At 65.1% G+C, this 17,911-nt stretch carries 19 protein-coding genes, 2 tRNA genes and 2 pseudogenes; 5 read left to right on the forward strand and 18 right to left on the reverse strand.

The window, feature by feature from the left end; translation table 11 throughout:
• Nucleotides 1-8: 8 nt before the first annotated feature.
• From aceA to ACQUQR_RS10600, 7 genes and pseudogenes are all read right to left on the reverse strand, one after another.
• The gene (aceA, locus tag ACQUQR_RS10570) at nt 9-1,085 is read right to left on the reverse strand and encodes an isocitrate lyase (RefSeq protein ID WP_435196443.1); all 1,077 of its coding nucleotides are present in this window, start codon (nt 1,083-1,085) and stop codon (nt 9-11) included.
• Between the two features lie 296 nt (nt 1,086-1,381).
• Nucleotides 1,382-1,525: a hypothetical protein gene (locus ACQUQR_RS10575; protein ID WP_435196444.1), complete on the reverse strand. Its 144-nt coding sequence runs from the start codon at nt 1,523-1,525 to the stop codon at nt 1,382-1,384.
• Between the two features lie 28 nt (nt 1,526-1,553).
• On the reverse strand, nt 1,554-1,730 hold the full coding sequence (locus ACQUQR_RS10580; RefSeq protein WP_435196445.1) for a hypothetical protein: 177 nt from the start codon (nt 1,728-1,730) through the stop codon (nt 1,554-1,556).
• A 353-nt stretch (nt 1,731-2,083) separates the two neighbouring features.
• Nucleotides 2,084-2,368 (reverse strand): annotated as a pseudogene (locus ACQUQR_RS10585) (type II toxin-antitoxin system RelE family toxin).
• Nucleotides 2,361-2,642 carry a ribbon-helix-helix domain-containing protein gene (locus ACQUQR_RS10590; protein WP_435196446.1) on the reverse strand — a complete coding sequence of 94 codons (282 nt, stop codon included), beginning with the start codon at nt 2,640-2,642 and terminating at the stop codon, nt 2,361-2,363. The pseudogene ACQUQR_RS10585 and the gene ACQUQR_RS10590 overlap by 8 nt, the downstream one beginning before the upstream one ends.
• Nucleotides 2,643-3,118: 476 nt before the next feature.
• Nucleotides 3,119-3,190 (reverse strand) — tRNA-Thr (locus tag ACQUQR_RS10595).
• 29 nt (nt 3,191-3,219) lie between these two features.
• Nucleotides 3,220-3,846 (reverse strand): DUF7114 family protein, encoded by a 627-nt coding sequence (locus ACQUQR_RS10600; RefSeq protein ID WP_435196447.1) that lies wholly within the window; start codon nt 3,844-3,846, stop codon nt 3,220-3,222.
• Nucleotides 3,847-3,905: 59 nt separating this feature from the next.
• Here ACQUQR_RS10600 and ACQUQR_RS10605 point away from each other — a divergent pair, with 59 nt between their 5' ends.
• Both ACQUQR_RS10605 and ACQUQR_RS10610 read left to right on the forward strand, forming a co-directional pair.
• Nucleotides 3,906-4,610, forward strand: a complete 705-nt coding sequence (locus ACQUQR_RS10605) for an enoyl-CoA hydratase/isomerase family protein (protein WP_435196448.1) — start codon at nt 3,906-3,908, stop codon at nt 4,608-4,610.
• Nucleotides 4,611-4,635: 25 nt separating this feature from the next.
• Complete coding sequence (locus tag ACQUQR_RS10610) at nt 4,636-5,352, forward strand: DUF3105 domain-containing protein (protein WP_435196449.1); 717 nt, start codon at nt 4,636-4,638, stop codon at nt 5,350-5,352.
• Nucleotides 5,353-5,374: 22 nt separating this feature from the next.
• Here the strand turns inward: ACQUQR_RS10610 and ACQUQR_RS10615 are convergent, their stop codons facing one another.
• A complete protein-coding gene (locus ACQUQR_RS10615) occupies nt 5,375-6,193 on the reverse strand; it encodes an NAD+ synthase (protein ID WP_435196450.1) in 819 nt (272 codons plus the stop codon).
• 69 nt (nt 6,194-6,262) lie between these two features.
• A complete protein-coding gene (locus tag ACQUQR_RS10620; protein ID WP_435196451.1) occupies nt 6,263-6,550 on the reverse strand; it encodes a hypothetical protein in 288 nt (95 codons plus the stop codon).
• Nucleotides 6,551-6,775: 225 nt separating this feature from the next.
• On the opposite strand from ACQUQR_RS10620, the gene ACQUQR_RS10625 reads away from it, so the two are divergent.
• Nucleotides 6,776-6,846: transfer RNA gene (locus tag ACQUQR_RS10625), tRNA-Gly, on the forward strand.
• Nucleotides 6,847-6,877: 31 nt separating this feature from the next.
• On the opposite strand, the pseudogene ACQUQR_RS10630 reads toward ACQUQR_RS10625, so the two are convergent.
• The 6 genes and pseudogenes from ACQUQR_RS10630 to ACQUQR_RS10655 all read right to left on the reverse strand — a co-directional run bounded on the left by ACQUQR_RS10630 (nt 6,878) and on the right by ACQUQR_RS10655 (nt 12,517).
• A pseudogene (locus tag ACQUQR_RS10630) lies at nt 6,878-7,612 on the reverse strand (IS6 family transposase).
• Nucleotides 7,613-7,753: 141 nt separating this feature from the next.
• Entirely contained in the window at nt 7,754-9,127 is a 1,374-nt protein-coding gene (locus ACQUQR_RS10635) for an RNA-guided endonuclease InsQ/TnpB family protein (protein WP_435196452.1), read from the reverse strand.
• Nucleotides 9,128-9,129: 2 nt separating this feature from the next.
• Nucleotides 9,130-9,522, reverse strand: a complete 393-nt coding sequence (gene tnpA, locus ACQUQR_RS10640; protein ID WP_435196453.1) for an IS200/IS605-like element ISHal1 family transposase — start codon at nt 9,520-9,522, stop codon at nt 9,130-9,132.
• A gap of 214 nt (nt 9,523-9,736) precedes the next feature.
• On the reverse strand, nt 9,737-10,099 hold the full coding sequence (locus ACQUQR_RS10645; RefSeq protein ID WP_435196454.1) for a cupin domain-containing protein: 363 nt from the start codon (nt 10,097-10,099) through the stop codon (nt 9,737-9,739).
• A 25-nt stretch (nt 10,100-10,124) separates the two neighbouring features.
• On the reverse strand, nt 10,125-10,844 hold the full coding sequence (locus ACQUQR_RS10650; RefSeq protein WP_435196455.1) for a hypothetical protein: 720 nt from the start codon (nt 10,842-10,844) through the stop codon (nt 10,125-10,127).
• A 539-nt stretch (nt 10,845-11,383) separates the two neighbouring features.
• Nucleotides 11,384-12,517: a thiolase family protein gene (locus tag ACQUQR_RS10655; RefSeq protein WP_435196456.1), complete on the reverse strand. Its 1,134-nt coding sequence runs from the start codon at nt 12,515-12,517 to the stop codon at nt 11,384-11,386.
• Nucleotides 12,518-12,718: 201 nt separating this feature from the next.
• Here ACQUQR_RS10655 and ACQUQR_RS10660 point away from each other — a divergent pair, with 201 nt between their 5' ends.
• Together ACQUQR_RS10660 and ACQUQR_RS10665 are read left to right on the forward strand one after the other, a co-directional pair.
• Nucleotides 12,719-14,065 carry an AAA family ATPase gene (locus tag ACQUQR_RS10660; protein ID WP_435196457.1) on the forward strand — a complete coding sequence of 449 codons (1,347 nt, stop codon included), beginning with the start codon at nt 12,719-12,721 and terminating at the stop codon, nt 14,063-14,065.
• A gap of 39 nt (nt 14,066-14,104) precedes the next feature.
• A complete protein-coding gene (locus ACQUQR_RS10665) occupies nt 14,105-14,926 on the forward strand; it encodes an MBL fold metallo-hydrolase (RefSeq protein ID WP_435196458.1) in 822 nt (273 codons plus the stop codon).
• Here ACQUQR_RS10665 and ACQUQR_RS10670 read toward each other — a convergent pair.
• From ACQUQR_RS10670 to ACQUQR_RS10680, 3 genes are read right to left on the reverse strand one after another with little or no spacing between them, the layout of a single operon-like run.
• Complete coding sequence (locus ACQUQR_RS10670) at nt 14,914-16,200, reverse strand: aryl-sulfate sulfotransferase (RefSeq protein ID WP_435196459.1); 1,287 nt, start codon at nt 16,198-16,200, stop codon at nt 14,914-14,916. The two genes, ACQUQR_RS10665 and ACQUQR_RS10670, sit on opposite strands and share 13 nt — an antisense overlap.
• 38 nt (nt 16,201-16,238) lie before the next feature.
• Nucleotides 16,239-17,177: a DUF5787 family protein gene (locus ACQUQR_RS10675; RefSeq protein WP_435196460.1), complete on the reverse strand. Its 939-nt coding sequence runs from the start codon at nt 17,175-17,177 to the stop codon at nt 16,239-16,241.
• 54 nt (nt 17,178-17,231) lie between these two features.
• The gene (locus ACQUQR_RS10680; protein ID WP_435196461.1) at nt 17,232-17,909 is read right to left on the reverse strand and encodes a haloacid dehalogenase type II; all 678 of its coding nucleotides are present in this window, start codon (nt 17,907-17,909) and stop codon (nt 17,232-17,234) included.
• Nucleotides 17,910-17,911 lie beyond the last annotated feature (2 nt).

A 17,911-nucleotide genomic window follows, 5' to 3' on the forward strand; every position in this document is an offset into this window, starting at 1 on the left:
AACCGCGATCAGTCGTCGTCGTTGCTGCTCGCGGACGTGAGCGGCTCGTTCTCGTCCTCCGTGAAGCCGGCGGACGACTCCATCCGCGCCTTCGCCTCGGGGTCGAACTGCGCTTCGATGTCCTGGAACCGCGAGACGAACGAGAGCTCGTGGTGGCTCTCCGTCTCGTGACCGAGGTAGCGACCTTCGAGGTCCCACTGCGCCTCCTCGGCGTTCTCCGCGATGTTCTTCATGTCCTCGTAAACGGCGTGCGCGCCCGAGTGGAGCGCATAGAGGGTAATGAACTGGTACTTGTAGCCGAGGTCACCCAGCTCCTGGAAGGTGAGCGCGTCCTCCTCCTCCGACCACGCGAAGGAGCTGGAGTAGTTGAACGCGAGCTTCAGGTCGGGGTGGGTCTCGTGGATGGTCTCGGCGTACTCGACCGCGTCCTCACGCGAGGGGTCCGGCATCTCGGGCCAGACCAGGTCGACGCCGCAGTCGGCGTACATCCGGCCGCGCTCGAGGTGCTCCTCCCAGTCGCCGTTCGCGGAGCCGTAGGCGTCCGTGCGGGCGATGATGATGGTGTCCTCGGACTGCTTCGCGTCGACCGCGGCGGAGAAACGGGCCTTCGCGTCCTCCCGCGAGACGATCTGCTTGCCCGCGATGTGGCCACAGCGCTTCGGCGTCGTCTGGTCCTCGATGTGGACGGCGGCGACGCCGGCCTTCTCGTACTCGCGGACGGCGCGGCGGACGTTGTGGACGCCACCGTAGCCCGTGTCACAGTCGGCGATGACCGGGAGGTTCGTCGCCTCGACGATGCGCTTTGCGTTCTCGACCATCTCGGTCATCGTGACCATCTCCAGGTCCGGGAAGCCGAACTGGCCCAGAACCGTGGAGTAGCCCGACATGTACGCGGCGTCGAGCCCCGCCATCTCCGCCAGTCGGGCGTCCAGCGCGTGGTAGAGCCCGGGGGCGAAGACGTAGTCCTGATTGTTCAGCTTCTCTCGCAGCTCTCGCGCCGCGGGGTTGTCGACCTCGCGGATGATGGATTCCGTGTTCTGAACGCGACTCGCGACCTTATCCTCCGAATCGTTGTTGTGTCCCATGGTGTGTGGTCGGCCGTGTGGCCGTGGTGTACTGCGAGCGTCACCCGACTCCGGCAAACGTCGCCGCCGGGTGCGGGTTCCGCTCGGCGTGTGCATGTGGTGCTGTCCGGAGGGGATACAAAACTGTAATGATTTATCATGTTAATATTCGTTAATGGGTTATGCTTCCTTAGGGGCCATGAATCGATATTATTGGTAGGGACTATCACGGCCCGTGGTTCGGGAGGCGGCATCGAACTGTCGAGGACCGACGAGTCCGCGTTCGGAGGCGCTCTCGGGCGGTTAAAAACGGGGAGTCAGGACCCGCGCTGGTAGAGGTCCATCAGCACCGCAAGCACCTCCGTGTCGTTCGGTTCCCGATCGAGCACCTCCGTCAACTCCGCTTTGATCTCGTCGAACCGTCGTTCCTTGTCCCGGCCGAGTCGAATGTACGAGCTCACTGGTCAGACCTCGTTTCGTGGCCCATAGCTACTCCAACAGCGTCTCCCGAACGCTGTTGCCATTCGAGCGACCGTCGTAGGTCCCCATGAGGAGCCCGACCACCTCCGGATTGGACGGTTCATATCCCAGCTGCGCTTCGAGCTCCTCTTTGATCTGCTCGAACCGCTCGCTTTTCGAGCCGTAGAGTTTGATGTGTGATGTCATTGTCCTTCGGATGTCGCTATCGGTACCCACCCCCGACCGATCCCACGCCCACCACCCCGATCCTCGTCGAAGGGCGACTGCATAGATATTGTTGCTCGCCGAACAAATATCTGTTCTCAGTGTGCGAACCGCGTGCGTTCCGCGAGAGAGTGATATACTGAACTCGGTCTCTCCCCGAAACGCGCAGAACGCAACCGATACGTCTCGAAACCGCGCTCACAGCGATCGCGGGGGACCGAACCGAAGCCAGACGGTCGCCTCACTTCGTTCGGCGCTGCGACTGAGAGGCTTCAAATTCCGCGCGGCTTTCGTTCACTCAGCGACCCCTCGTTGCTACTCGGATATTTCGTTATCTAATCGTCGTCAGCGGTGTACGCGCCGCCCCGACGCTTGATGCGGGCGACGACGAGCCGCCCGTCGTCTTGCCGGAAGCTCACGGAGAGCCGGAACTCTCCGATGCGTATCTTCTTGTACGGGCTACTCTGGAGCGGCTCGCCGTAGTCCGGCGGGTCGCGCCACGGCGAGGAGACGATCTCGTCGAGCTTGTCGAGTATCCGGTCTTGGTCGGTGGGGGACAGGCCGTCGAGGTCGTCTTCGGCCGTCGAGGATAGTTCTCACGTCCACCCGTCGTCACTCATCGCCCGTGCCGAACCGCTCGCGGGCTTCCTCGGCGCTCGTCGTTCGTCCCTCGCGGATGTCCTCCTCGGCTTCGAGCAGGGCGACGAGTTCGTCGCGGTCGAACGTCGGGAACTCGACGGCGTCTCGAAGCGTGTACCGAATGAACTCGCTTCGGCTGTTGAATCCGCGTCCCTGCCACGTATCGTCTATCTGTTCGAGGAACGACTCGGTGACTTTGAAGTTGACCGTGGCGATCTCGTCCTCGCCGTCGTCGTTCGTGGCCGCTTCAGACATACAGACGTAATATGCTAGTCTTACCGATAGGCGTTTCGGCGGAGCTTCACTCGCCACGTAACAGATGTGGAGAACCGCATCGAGGGAACTCTATCACAATCCTGACTACGGTTCATCGTCCGTCCTGTGAGTGTGGATTAGCGAAATCCGTGGTGTCCCTGAGGGGATGCGCCCCCGGTCGATTTCGGGTCTATCCCGCCGCTGTCTGCGAATAGTTTTGTGTGTCCTGACACCTCACCGAATCGCAGTACGGCGAGGGATGTCCTGTTTAGCGAGAGAAGCGAATCTTGAACGGGTTTCGTTCAAACGAGCGTAGTCAGAAAAGTGTGCGTACAGGAAGTGTACGGAGGAAAGAGCCTAGGCCGGGATTTGAACGTACTCGCAACGCTTCGCGTTGCTCGATGCTCAAATCCCGTGCGGCTTTCGTTCACTCAGAAACCCCCTTGCTGTCGCTCGGGGGTGTTGAGTTCACAGAAAGCCTAGGCCGGGATTTGAACCCGGGCTCTCGTCCTTACCAAGGACGCGCTTTACCGCTAAGCTACCCAGGCAGGCAATCATTCGTAGCCCGGAGTCGTTTTTAATCATTTCGATTCAGTGCCCGCCCGGTATCGCCTGACACGGCGGCGATTCGCTCGCGTGCCGCGTCGGTGAACAGGCCCTCGGGCGAGGGGAAGCCGTCGGCAGCGAGGCCAGCGGCGGCGGTCTCGGGGTCGTCGGGGTCCACGCCGGCGGCGGTGACGCCCGCGATGAGCGCGAGTTCCAGCACGTCGGATTCGAGCCGGTCGTCGAGCTCCTCGGGGGCGTCGGCGGTGCGGCGTTCGGTCTGGTCCTGTCCGAACGCGCGGACGACCTCGACGGCGGCCGCGGCGGCCTCCGTGCGGGCCAGAAGGTGGAAGCCGCGGGCGACGAGCACGTCGGCGGCGAGAATGTCCATGTTGGCCGCGTCGTCCTCGCCGTACGTCCACGGCTCGTCGTGGGCGAGCCGGCGGGTGAGCCGCAGGCCGTCGTAGATGAGCTGGACGCCGGCGGCGCGGTCGTCCAGGTCGGCGGTGACCCCGGCCTCGCGGGCGGTGAGCAGCGTGAGGATGCCGGGGACGAGCGAGCCGTCGGCGATGTGGCCTTCGAGGTCGGCGCGAAGGGCGTCGGGGGCCACGTCGGCGACGGCGTCGAGAGCGGCCCGGCGGACCGCGACGGCTTCATCCATCGCCCGGATTTTGGGGCGGGAAGGGCAAAGACCTTTGGAAACCCCCGCCACGCGGGCACATGATTACCGTTCGCGATGAGGGCCCGCTCCGGGTCGTCACGCTGGATCGCCCGGACGCGCGCAACGCGCTCACGCCCGCGGGACTGGACGCGCTGGCCGAGGCCGTGACCGACGCACCCGCGTCCGTCGTCTACCTCCACGGGGCGGGCGGGGCCTTCTCCGCCGGCGCGGATCTGGGGGAGGTCGCCCGTATCGCCGAGGAGGGTGGTGTCGACGCGTTCATCGAACGCGGCCAGGCGACCGCGACGGCCATCGAGTCGGCGGACGCGGTGGTCGTCGCCGGCATCGACGGGCCTGCCCGGGGCGGTGGGGTAGAGCTGGCGCTCGCCTGTGACCTCCGGGTGGCGACCCCCGACGCGACGTTCGGGGAGCCCGGCGTCACCTTCGGGCTGTTCGGCGCGTGGGGCGGGACCGTCCGGCTCCCCGAGGTGGTCGGGATGGGTGACGCGCTCGACCTCTCGCTTTCGGGGAGAGTCATCGACGCCGCGGAGGCACACCGCATCGGACTCGTCTCCCGCGTCGTCGAGGAGCCCCGGGCCGTCGCCGAGGAACTCGCGCGCAACGACCCGAGCGCGCTGGCCGCCATCAAACACCGCGTGCGGGATAGGGCATCTCGCAGCGAGCAGGAGGACCGCGAGAAACGGGCGTTCGAAACGCTGGTCGCGGAGCACGCCGACGCCCTCGCCGACTACCGGAAAGATTGACACGGCGGGGGCAGTATGGGGGGTAATGGTTGAGTGCGACTACTGTGGAGCGGCGTTCGACGACGAGGATTCCTACCTCGACCACCTCCGCGAGGAGCACCTCGAGGACCTCGGCCCCATCGACAAGCGCCGGGTGTCGGGCGGGGCGTCCGAGGAGTCGAGTTTCCCGACGGGGCCGGTCGTCCTCGGCGCCGTCCTCCTCGCTGCCGCCGCGATCGTCATGTACGTCGTCTTCCTGCCGGGAGGCGGCGGTGAGGTCGGCGGCATCGAGGGTGAGCCACTCCCGGAGAACGGCGACCCCGCGGTGATACAGGAGGTCCAGACGTTCCCGAACGAGGGGAACCAGCACGTCGAGGCGGGGACCGAGATCGAGTGGGACACCTCACCACCGACCTCCGGGCCACACTACAGCACGACGGTGGGCGCGGGGTTCTACACCGAGCCGCAGCCGCTCGGCGCGGTCGTCCACACCCTCGAACACGGGGGCGTCGTGATCTACTACGACCCCGCCGCGTTGACCCCCGAGGCCGAGGAGAGCCTCCGGGCGTACGCACAGGTCCACACCGACACCTGGGCGAGCGTGGTCGTGATGCCGTACCCCGAGGGGACGGACACCGGTGGCGCAGCCTACACGCTCACCGCGTGGCGACACATGTACCGGATGGACGAGTACGACGCCGAGACGGTCCGGGCGTTCCTCGCGGAGTATCTCGGCCGCGGCCCGGAGAACCCGGTGCGGTAAGCCCGGCGTCGCGCGGTCGAGGTTACAGTTCCGGCGGCGCGGGCGGCATCTGCCGCTTGTGCTCGCTCTTCGAGTAGAGCTCCAGCACGCGGTCGATGGCGGACTCGGGGACACCAAGCGTCTCCACCGTCGCCGTCTTCGAGAACGGCCCGTCGACGTGGAGCGCGAGGATCGCGTCGAGCGTGTCGTAGGTCAGCCCCATCTCCTCCTCGTCGGTCTGGCCCTCCCACATCTCCGCGCTGGGGGCCTTCGTCACGAGGTCCGCGGGGACGCCGATGTGGCTCGCGAGCTGGCGCACCTGACACTTGTAGAGGTTCCCGATAGGGTTGCAGTCGACGGCCTGGTCGCCGTACTTCGTGAAGTAGCCGGTGAGCGCCTCGCTGCGGTTCCCGGTCCCCAGCACGATGCCCGATTCGGCGTTGGCGACGAAGTAGTTCAACACCGCACGCGTCCGCACCCGGACGTTCCCGAGTGCCATCTGGTCCTCGGCGCCCTCCGGGTAGGCGTCCACGAAGGCGTCCACGATGGGGTTGATGTCGATCACGTCGTACTCGATCTCCAGCAGCTCCGCGACCCGCTCGGCGTCGCTCATGTTCCCCTCGGTGTTCACCTCGCTGGGCATGACGAGCCCATGAACGGCATCGGCCCCCAGCGCCTCCACCGCGAGATGCGACGTGAGCGTCGAGTCGATCCCCCCCGACAGGCCGATGACGGCCCCATCCGCGCCTGCATCGGCGACGACGTCTCGGATGAACGCCGTGATCTGCTCGCGGTGCCGCTCCAGCTCCGCCTCGGAGAGATCGAGGGTGATGCCGGTCCCCTCGACCAGTTCGTTCGTCATTGTCAGCCGATACGGAATCCGGTGACAAATACCTGCCCGTAACGGCCGCGTTTGTGGACGTTCGTCCGGTCACTCGTCGGTCGACCGCACGCGGACGTACGCGGCCGCGATCGCCACCGCGAGCGCGTAGTAGACGGCGACGAGGACGACATCCCAGCCGTCCCCAAGCGAGATCCCGCTCACCCGTTCGGCCGCGTCGAGCGCCAGCATCGGCAGGTACGCCGGCAGCGCGAGCAGCTGGCCGGGGAGCGAGCCGGCGTTCACCGATGCTCCCACGAGAAACAGCAGGAACACGGCCCACACCTCCCGGCGATAGAGGGCTTCGGGGACGAGGGGGCCGGCATTCGAGCGCGCCATACGTGTAGCTTCGGTGTCACCACATATGAAGATACGGACGGGCCGAAACGCTACGTTCAAGTGTCGGGGTTTGGTAAAAGTGGGTGCAGGCGACGTGAGCGCCGGTGGCGAGCCGTCCCGAAGGGACTGCGAGGCACGGCGCGAGCGAAGCGAGCGCCGGTGGTCCAATGGTAGGACATTAGCTTCCCAACAGATGTGGGAAGTAGGCCGGTTAACTTAGACCGCGTACCGGTGGTCTAATGGTAAGACTTAGCCTTCCCAAGGCTACAATCCGGGTTCAATTCCCGGCCGGTACATTATCTGACATTTTGCTTACTCGGGCACTGTCTAGTTTAGCACCTCCTCGACCGGCGTTCGTCCGTCGAGCGATTGGTGCGGTCTGAGATGGTTGTAGTAATGCGTGAACAGCACAAGTCATTGGCGGACGCTCCGTCGACTGCCCACCCCACGAGGTATGGAAGCGGTCGATTCTCATTTTGAGGGTGTGAAACCATTTTTCGATGAGGTTTCGGTCGGGGTAGTCGACCTGACCGCTCAATCCGAGTCGTGAGAGGACAGTCCGATATCCGAACTAATCGGCGAGAAACACAGTGTCTGAGAGATCGTGTTTCTCGGCGAGGCCGGGCAGAAACGCAGCTGCCGGACCGGTACCGTGCCGTCCAAACAACGCCACGTCGAGAATCAACTTCGTGTCGAGGTCTATTGCAGCATACAACCAAGACCACTCATCGTTGATTTTGACAGCGGTCTCGTCGACCGCGACCCGCGACGGCGACGCCGTCCTCAGAACGCTTCGCGTTCTGATGGGCTGCGGGAGAGCATTGCTCTCCCGAACGTCGGCGGGTCGGAGATATTATCAGTAATCGGATTTATCTAGTTCCAAACAGCTTCGTGCGGGCGTTCAGCGCCTAATTCAGCCGGAATAGAAGTTGTCTCTCTAAGCGAATATCTGGTCGCGTGGAGCCGGACGGCGAACGCCCTGACGGGCGTCGCCGTCCGCTCACGCTCCCAAGTTTCTTCTAAATCCGCTGCGAAGCACTCGCTGAGCAGGTCTACGAGCATTCTGACCAAGAAACTCAACGACCTGCTCGCTTCTCAAACTGGCTTCACTAGACAGTGCCCTTACTCGGCATATCTGTTCCCAAGCTAGTGACATCCTCCTCGCCGTAAACGCCGAGGCTTCCCACGCATGGGGAATACCAGTTAGTCGTCGTCCCCAGACTCGGGGGATCTGGTGGGCTGCACGAGACCGTCGGTCTCGTGACTGCTGGCAGAGGGTTTCGACTCTTCGTAGGCCGTGAGCGTCATCTGCGCCGGTACGCTCGTCTCACGGTGTCGTTCGAGAGACGCGTCGCGTCTCTTGTGACCACGAGACGGCGGAGCCGTCTCGGTCGGAGTCGTGGCGGTGTCACAACCGCTCCCATCCCGAGGTGAGTCATCGCGTTCCGCCTTATCAAGCGGGACGCTCTCTCCCCACGGGTCAACCCGTCGCGCGATATTAGCGGAAGCGTTGATGTCTGCCTGAAACGTCGAAATGTGGCAGTCGTCGTTCGGACACCGAAACTCGGCTTGTGAGTCCCGCCGACCGATACGGTGGCACGAGTGGCACGTTTGCGAGGTGTACGCCGGATTCACGTACTTGACCGGGATGCCTGCTTCCGTCGCCTTGTCCTCGATGCGCCCTTGGAGCCGGGCGAACGCCCACGAGTGAAGGCGACGGTTCATGTACTTCCCGTAGTCGAGACGCTCACGGATGTGCGTCAAGTCCTCCATCACTAACACCGGGTTCTCGAACTGCTTTGCGTACTCGACGGCTTGCCGAGACGCCTTCTCCACGATGTCGGTGAGCGCGTTCTGGTAGTGGCTGAATCGGTCTTCAATCCGCCACTCGGATGCGTCACGCTCTTGGAGTCGTTTCAGGGTCGTGTGCATCTCTTTGCGGAGATGCTTCGCTCTGCTTCCGCTACACACGAACGGGTCAGTCGGAGAACCGTCCTTGAGGGCACAGCCCGTGATGAGAGCGGTTTCTCCGATGTCTAAGCCGATGTGCGTGGCGTCACCGTTCGTCGCTGGTTCTTCGACCGGGTACTCGACGGTGACGTGCAGTACCCAGTTCTTCCGGTGCTTCTGAAGCCGTATCTCGCCCGCCTTCGCATTCTCCGATACGAGGTCGTGCCAGAGGTCTTCCTGTTCGGGATTGATACGGAGCGGTATCCAGAAGTTCGTTCCCCGACCGGGACGCGGAACCCACCACGTGAACTCGTAGTCGCGTTCGTCGGAGTGGTCGAACTTCGCAGCCTGATTCGTGAGCCGTATCGGGTGACCGTCGTCCAACTCCTTGGCGTTGTACGTCTTGCGGAGTTTCGGGACGTAGTTGCAGAGTGCGGCTTTGGCCTGATACGGGAGGTCGTAGGGCGTCACGATGTCGCTCACCGCCGACATCGTACTCGCCCCGGCGTCGAACGCCTCTTGTAGACCGTCACGATACGTGTTGAGCAGGTCGTTGAGTTTCGACTGTTTGTGCGCGGTAGGTGGCACGAACGTCGCCTGCAACGTCTTCGTGACGGCCGTGGACATCGCTACTGCTCCTCGACGTACTTCATGAGTACGTCGATGCTCACTTGGCCGGTGGTGGCGAGGAAGTACCCCGGTTGCCAGAACGCATTATCGAGCGCCTGCCGAACCTCGGGATTCTCGTCACGGATTTTGCGGGACGTGACGCCCTTGAGTGAGTTGATGAACTTGGTGAGGTCGGTCGTTGGCTTCGCCGTGAACAGAATGTGAACGTGGTCGGAACCGCCGTTGACGTTCTGGATGTTCACGCCGAAGTCCTCGGAGATGTCGCTGGCAATCTCACCGATGCGTTCGGCTATCTCGTCGGTGAGGAGGTCTGCGCGGTACTTCGTGACGGTCACGAAGTGATATTGGAGTGCGTAGACCGTGTGCGACCCGGTTTCGAGGTTGTACTTCATTTGGCCGTACTGATTTCCAGACATCCAATTCTAATAAAGATTTGCAGTCGTGCGGTATTCGGCCCGCAACCGACGGTGGAACGTGTAGGAGTTGTCGGCTTCACGCCCGCCCTAAAGGGCGGGATTCTCGCCTTGAAAAATGGTTCCCCACCGTGTGCACGGTGGCCCACTAGCTATCCCTACGCCGAGACGGAGGAAATCCTCGACGGCCGGCTTAGAGCCACGCCGCCTCGTTCGAGAGCTCACTCTCCTCGACGTTCCCGGTGTTCTCGGTGCCGGCGGGCTCGAACAGCAGGACCTGCACCTCCTCGTCAGCGACCGGGCGGTGCTCCACCCCCGCTGGGATCGCCACCAGCTCGCCCGCTTCCAGACGCAAGTCGTCCTCTTCGCGGAGTTCGATGACCAAGCGCCCCTCGACGACGAGGAACAGTTCGTCCGCGTCGGCGTGGTGGTGCCACTCGAACTCCCCCTTCAACCGGGCGAGTTTGACGTGCTGGCCGTTCAGTTCCGCGGCGATCTTCGGCGACCAGTACTCTTCGATGGAGTCGAAGCCGGCCTCGAGGTTGACGACGTTCATGCCCGGGGGAGGGGTCGGAGCTACTTCACTCCTCGAAACAGCGGTCGTACTCGCGGGTGTCGATGATCTCCAGCAGCTCTTCGGTCTCCACGCTCCCAAATCGGAGGACGCGACGCCACCAGGGCCCCTTCCCCGAATCGCTGGAGAGGTCGGTGACGATGCGGTTGGCGTCCACGCCCCGTTCGCGCGAGGAGAGGGGGACCGCTTCACGATAGAGTTTCGATCCCCAGGGGTCGCCGAGCAGCATGACGCGGGCATCGAACGCCTCGCGTTTCACGTGGGCGTTGTTCGAGAACGGTTCCTTCGCGGCGTCGGAGAGTGCCTGATACGCCTCGCCGGAGAGCGGGTCCTGCGCGAGTCGGAAGTGGCCGATGAGGTACGCGCCCCAGTCGGGGGCCTGCCAGCCCGGGCGGTCGTCCTCGGCATCGAGCGTGGCGTAGAAGAAGACGAAATCGCCCGCGGAGAGCTCGAGGAGGGGCGTGGCCTTCACCCCGAAGGGGTCGCCGTAGGTGTACGCCTCGCCGTGGTCGAGTTCGGGCCACTCCGGGTCGAAGTGGACCGGCGTCTCGCGCACCGACTCGGGGATCTCCATCCGCAAATCGAGGTCGCCGTAGGTGGGCACCGACTCGCTCGTCGGCTCGCTCTCGGGGATGGGGACGTACTCGAAATCCCCGTATTTTCGAATCGGGGCTCGAAAGCCCGGTTCGTTGGTGTTCGCGCCGACGTTGACCGCGACACTTCTCATTATTCTCTGCCCGGTGGTTTGGTGGCGGTCGGCTTGTATGCTCGTTTCGCGATTCCGAATCCACAGACACCTGCAAAGCCCTCTGTCGTGGGGACTTCTGGACTGAAAACACCGGCAAAGCCCTCGGCCGCTCGCGGTCGCTGCGCGAGATATCCGCTTCGCGAATAGGGCTCGCGCACCGACTCCCCTTCGGCGCGACCGCCCTCGCCCTTTGCATGTCCACCAGGCCCGCACCGCGACCGCACAGCCCCGCACCGCACCTACCTTCCCCGTGTGGTGCGACCCGCTCGCGAGTGCGAGCGGGCACGCACACACAGCCCCGTGTACACGGGCAGTTCTGCGCTCCTGCCCGCCCGCATCCGAACACACGTACGAACGTTCAAATACGAGGCCGGAACCAGCGGCCCCATCGTCTGAGCATCGTCGAGTCGGGGCCACGGCGGGAGCGCGACCCACCCCACTCGATAGCGATGGGTCGCCTGTTCGCCCTATCGGAGCCGTGGCTCACGGGAGCGAAAAACGGGAAAACGGAGCCCGAGTTACCGCGAGAACTCGATGGCCGCACCCTGCCCGAAGCCGACGCACTCGGTGGCGAGGCCGCGTTCGGCGTCGCGCTTCTCCATCTCGTGGAGGAGCGTGACCGGCAGACGAGCACCGGAGGCCCCGAGCGGGTGGCCGATGGCGATGGCCCCGCCGTTGACGTTGTAGATGTCGTCGTCGAAGCCGAGTTCCTGCTGGCAGTAGTAACACTGGCTCGCGAACGCCTCGTTCAGCTCGACGAGGTCGTAGTCGTCGGCGGTGGTGCCGGAGCGCTCGAACAACTCCTCACACGCCGGAATGGGACCGATGCCCATCACCTCGGGCTCGACGCCGGCGACGGCGTTGTTCCCGATCTCGGCCATGATCTCGAAGTCGTGCTCCTCCGCGAACGCGCGGGAGGTGACGAGCAGCGCGGCCGCGCCGTCGGAGATCTGCGAGGCGTTGCCGGGGGTGACCGTCCCCTCGCTTTTGAAGACGGTCGGGAGCTCCGCGAGCTTCTCGGCCGTCGTGCCGGGGCGCAGGCCCTCGTCCTTCGTGATGATCTCCTCACCGTTGTCGATGGGGACGATCTCGTCGTCGAAGCGCCCCTCCTCGGTCGCGGCGCAGGCGCGCTGCTGGGAGCGTGCGGCGAACTCGTCTTGCGTCTCACGCGAGACGTCGTAGCGTTCGGCGACCTCCTCGGCGGTCATCCCCATCGAGAGGGCGGCAACGTTGTGATACTCGTTGAGCCCCGGGTTGATCTCGTTGTTCGCGCCCATCGGGACGCGGGACATGCTCTCGACCCCACCGGCGATGATGGCGTCGCGCTGGCCCGCGCGGATGGCGTCCGACGCGGAGATGACCGCCTGCGCGGAGGAGGCACACCAGCGGTTGATGGTGGTCGCGGGCGTCTTCTCGCCGAGGTCGGACATGAGCGCGATGACCCGCGCCATGTTGTTCCCCTGCTCGCTACGCTGCTGGGCACAGCCCCACATCAGGTCGTCGACGTCCTCGCCCGTGAGCCCCGTCTCATCGAGTATCTTGTCGATGAGCGGGATGGAGAGGTCCTCCGGGCGCACGTCGGCGAAGACGCCACCGTCTTTCCCCTGCGGGGTTCGATACGCCTTCACGACGACTGGCGTGTTGGCACTCATACACCCCACCTATCCGTTCCTCCATGTTAAATTTACCAGTACACACGGTTGCTGCTGTTAATCTCTCGGCCACTCCATGTTATCGCTGGAAACCACGAGCCGACAGGCGGACGACAGGTCCGCGGACGAGGAATCGGCAGGGATTGCGACGGAATCACGTCCCGACGGCCTTATCACGCGGCTTCCCCAATATCTGCGGAGATGAGCACCCCGGAGCTCGACGTCGTGGAATTCCTCCTGACGGCGCACCTCTACACGAAGCATCGGGACCTCGACGAGCGAGACCTCCCGCCACAGTACCGCCGCGTTTTCTGGACCGACGGGGAAGTGGAGCGACCGCTCGCGACCACCAACTCCAGTGCCGCCGCTGCGACGGGTATCGACCGGCCGTGGGATGCCGTCAAGGGCCTCATGTTCACCGACCGGGACGACTTCTCCGGCACCATCGACTTCACCGACGAGGGGATGGCCGAACAGTGGTACCTCGACCGCACCTCCCCCGAGCGGCTGATGGAGAACCCCACCCTCGCGTACGCCTTCGAGTCGGAGTTCGACGACGTCGAGTACGAGCGCGCCCGCACCTCCAACCGCCCCATCCACGCCGACCGCGTCTGGATCGACGGCCTCCTCGACGAGATGTTCGACGAGGACGACGAGGAGATGCTCGACCTGGTGGAGATCCGCGCCCCCGAGGAGATCGAGATCACCCTCGACAACCTCGTCCTCACCGAGGACCAGGAGGGGGAGATCGACAAGGTGATGAAAGCCATCGAGCACCGCGACTACCTCGCGGAGATCGGCCTCCGCGAGATCGGCAAGCTCCTGTTCGTCGGCCCGCCGGGCACCGGAAAGACATCCGTGGCCCGCGCGCTCGCTCACCAGCTCGAACTCCCGTTCGTCGAAGTCAAGCTCTCGATGATCACGAGCCAGTATCTCGGCGAGACGGCGAAGAACGTCGACAAGACGTTCGAGGTGGCGAAACGCCTCTCGCCGTGTATCCTCTTTATGGACGAGTTCGACTTCGTCGCCAAGACCCGCTCCTCCGACGAGCACGCGGCCATCAAACGCGCCGTCAACACCCTGCTCAAGTCCATCGACGAGGTGAGCCTCATCCAGGACGAGGTGCTCCTCATCGGCGCGACGAACCACCCGAACCAGCTCGACGCCGCCGCGTGGCGCCGGTTCGACGAGATCGTCAACTTCCCGAAACCGGATTCGAGCATGCGCTCGGACATCCTCCGGGTCGTCACCCGCCGGATGGACATCGAGGGCTTCGACCCTCACGAAGTCGCCGACGCCACCGAGGGGCTCACGGGGAGCGACCTCCGGCTCGTCCTCCGCGAGGCCGTCCTCGACGCCTTGACGGAAGAGCGCACCACCCTCACGCAGGACGACCTGCTGCGCGCCGTCGAAGGCTTCGAGGAGCGTGACAACCTGAAGAACATGGAGGACTTCGACAACTGGCGCGGCTCGCCCGGTAGTTCCTCCTCGGACGACGAAGATGGCGGTCACGACCACGACGACCACGACCACAGTCACGACGACTGACCGAGGGCTTTAGACGCCTCCATCCCCTCTCACGAATCGATGGACGTCACCCTCCTCGGCACGGGCGATACGACCGGCACGCCCACCGCCGGCTGCTCGTGTGACACCTGTACCGTCGCCCGCGAGCGCGGCATCGAGCGCACCCGCTTTTCGGTCCACGTCTACAACGAGCGCACGGACGAGTCCCTCCTCGTCGACGCCGCGCCCGACTTCCGCCAGCAGTTCCTCACCCACGACGTTCCCCTGCCCGATGCCGTCCTCGTCACCCACATCCACTTCGACCACCTGGACGGATTAGGGAACCTCTACCGCCTGCGAAAGGGGGTTCCCGTCCACGCCGCGAACGAGACGGACCCGAAGACGGGGGAGTCCGTCGCGGAGACCATCGCCCGCAAGTACGACTACCTGAACGCCATCGACGTGCGGCCCGAGACCCCCTTCGAGCCGTTCGAGGCCTGTGGGTTCGAGGTGACTTTCGTCCCCGTCGTCCACCCACCCCTGGTCTGTTACGGGGTGCGAATCGAGGACCCCCATACTGGAGGAATTCTCGCCATCTCCGGTGACACGAGCTACGGCATCTCGGAGGAGTCACGCGACGTGCTCCGGAATGCGGACCTGCTCCTCGCCGACGGCATCGTCCCCGCGCGGTTCTGTAAACACCACCCCGCCGGCGGGAGCCACGAGGTGGATGGGGTCTACCGTACCTTCGGCACGAAACACATGACCATCGAGGGGGCGACACTCCTGGGAGCGGATCTGAACGCGACGGAGACCCGAATCGTCCACGTCGCCCACTATCTCGACCCCGAGGAGGCGTTTGCCGAGCCGCTCGCCGTCGACGGGGAGCGTTACTCGCTGTGAGCCCTCGCGAGGACGGCCAGACCCACCGTCGCGAGCGCCAGCGCCGCACCGAAGCCCGCACCGGCCCCTCGCGTGGGCGTCGCGGACCGCGGCTGGACCTCGGTACCACCGGCTCCCGAGACCTGCCTGACCTCGTTCGGTCCCACGGCCTTCAGCGCCTCCACACAGGCCTCCTGTTTCGCGGTCGACCAGACGTCGCCCCCCGTCACCGCGTAGCGCCCCTCGGCCCCCTGTTCCGCGATGGTGGGGCCACCCGCCTCGTCGCCGTAGGGCACACGCTCCACGTCGTAGACCAGCCACGGCGCGTACGCCTCCCAGACCACCTCGCCCTCGGGGGTGACCTCCAGCACGCGGTTGTGCTTCGAGTCGCCGACGAGGGTGTTCCCGTTCGGAAGTCGGTCGGCGTCACGCGGCCAGTGGAGCGTCTCCCGCGAGCCGAGCGTCCACGTGCGCTCCCACTCCTCGCCGTCGAACCGGTACTCCGCGACCCGGTTGTTGTCGGAGTCGGCGACGAGGATCGTCTCGTCGTCGAGCAGCACGGGGTTGTGCTGTTTCTCGAGGACGGCGTGGTTCCCGTACTCGCCGAGCTGGTGGACCACCTCGCCGGAGGTGACGTTCACGAGGATGACCACGTCGAAATTGCGCGGCGAGAGCAGATACTCGTGGGCGTTCACCCGGTCGATGTCGTTCACGTGGGTCCAGTCGTCCTCGTACTGGCCGCCGATCTCCTTCGAGAAGTGCTCGCGGAAGAGCCACTCCTGTTCGTACTCCTCGGAGGTGCGGTTGTAGATGAGCAGGCGGTCGTCGTTCCGGTCGGCCGACTCGTCGTACGCCCGCATGTTCGCGATGGCGATGCGGCCATCGGGGAGGAGGTCGGCGTCGTGGGTGTCCACGAGCGGGAGGACTTCGGTCCAGACGCGTTCCTGCGTACGCGGGTCGAACTCGAAGAACACCGTCTCGTCCGGGCGGGTGCCCGTGACGAACAGGTTCCCGTTCGGAAGCGGGTCGACGTCGTACGACCAGACGAGGCTCCGTGGAGTCTCGTACACCCATTTGATCTCACCGCGGGGGCCGAACCCGACCAGCCGGGCGGTCGTCTTCTTCGCGGGGGAGGTGTCGAACCGCGCGCCCTGCACGCTGACGACGGTGACACCCTGCGCGGGCGAGTCGATGGTGCCGGCACAGGGGGCGGTCGACTGCGCGGCTGCGGGGCCGACGAGTCCGACGCCCGCCGGAGCGAGGAGAAGGAGGACACAGACGAGGGCGAAGCGCATACGCATGCTCACAGGAGCGATGAGTTAGGGGTATCGGCTCACTCTCCGAACCGGTCCAGCCCCGATTGCGTTCGGGCGACACCCGCGGGGTCGCGCACCCACTGGGAGTGCGCTGCTCTGAAGGAATCGAGGTCCGTTTCCGGCGGGTCGCCCGGCGCACACGCCTCCGAGGGGTGGACGACTCTGTCTCGCGTCGGGCAGTAGGCCACGCCACCCACCCCGTGTATCTCTCGGTACTCGCCGTGCGGGCAGGCGAGGGGGACGCGCCAGCCCTTTCCATACGCTCGCTCGGCGAGCTTCAGCCGGGCCGTTCGTTTCTCCGCGACCGTGACGGGGCGAATCTCGGTGTGGCCAGGGTGTTCCTCCAGCACCTCGATGCCGGGCTCGCCGGGGGCGAGGGGGGCGGGCTCCCGGATCACCTCGCGGTCGCCCGTCTCGGGGTCGAACCGCCAGACGCCCACCTCGTCGGGGATGCGGTTGAGGTGCGCACCGGTGACGTAGGATTCGGTACAGAGGATGATCTCGTCGAGGAGTGAAAGGGAGACGTCCTTTCGTAACTGGAGTTCCAGCTCCCCCGGCCGGCCGAGGTCGGGTTTGTTCTCGATACCCGTCAGCGAGCCGAACCAGTCCGGGTAGCGCGCAGTCTGGCGATAGCGACGCTGGCCGCCCCGGCGCTCGGCCTCGAAGAACCCCACCGCCGCGGCGCGTTCGGCCACGCTCCGCGCGTGCTGTGGCGAGCAGTCGAACGCCCGGGCGGGACGGCGCGCGCGGCCCACCCCGATGTCGCTCTCGATAGCCCGGACCGGGATGCTGTGGGGGGTGATCCGGGTCCGCGCGTCGAACTGGGGGCCCGGTTCCACGAGGAGGGTGTCGATGACCCGTTTGCCCGCGATGGAAGCCCCCAACTGGCGCGAGACGAGGTGGCCCTCGCTTTCCAGTCGGGCACACAGCCGCATCTCGAAGGGGAACTCCCGCACGGGACGCTCTTCGCGTGGAGACGGAAAAAGCCTACTCGGTCGGCCGTCGCCGGGTTACAGCCCGAGGTGGTCGGCGAACTCGAGGAACGACTCGACTTCGAGCGCGGGCTCGCCGTCGAAGTTCACCCACGGGCCGTCGTCGCGGTTGACCCAGATACCCTGCATCCCCGCGGCTTCCGCGCCCTGCACGTCGAACCAGCCCGCGGAGACGTGGGCGATCTCCTGGATGGGCGTCCCGGTCCGAGCCGCGGCGTGGCGGTAGATCTCGGCGTCCGGCTTGAACGTCTCCACCTCCTGGGCGGAGACCACGCCCGTGAGCAGGTCCCCGATGTCGGCGATGTCGACCATCGCGTCGAGCATCTCGGGGTTGCCGTTCGAGACGATGTAGAGGTCGTATTCGCTCCCGAGGCGTTCCATCCCCTCACGCACGTCGTCGAAGACGTAGAGGTCCATGTACACCGAGAGGATCTCGTCGCGCTCCGCTTCAGTGAAGGTCGCGCCCGCGCCCTCCAGCGCGTAGGTGAGCGCGTGGCGATTCAGTTCGTAGAAGGGTTCGTACGCGTCGATGTCGTTCGCGGCCATCGTGAACATCAGCGAGTGGGTCCGCCAGACACTCGCGACGTACTTCGGCTCGTCCACGTACGGCTCCAGCGCCTCGATGGCCGAGTTCACGTCGACGACGGTGCTGTACGAGTCGAAGGTGATGGTGCTCACCTTGTCGGCGTCGAACATAC

The organism is Natronomonas sp. EA1 (genome assembly GCF_051195035.1).
GTDB lineage: Archaea > Halobacteriota > Halobacteria > Halobacteriales > Haloarculaceae > JBNTJV01.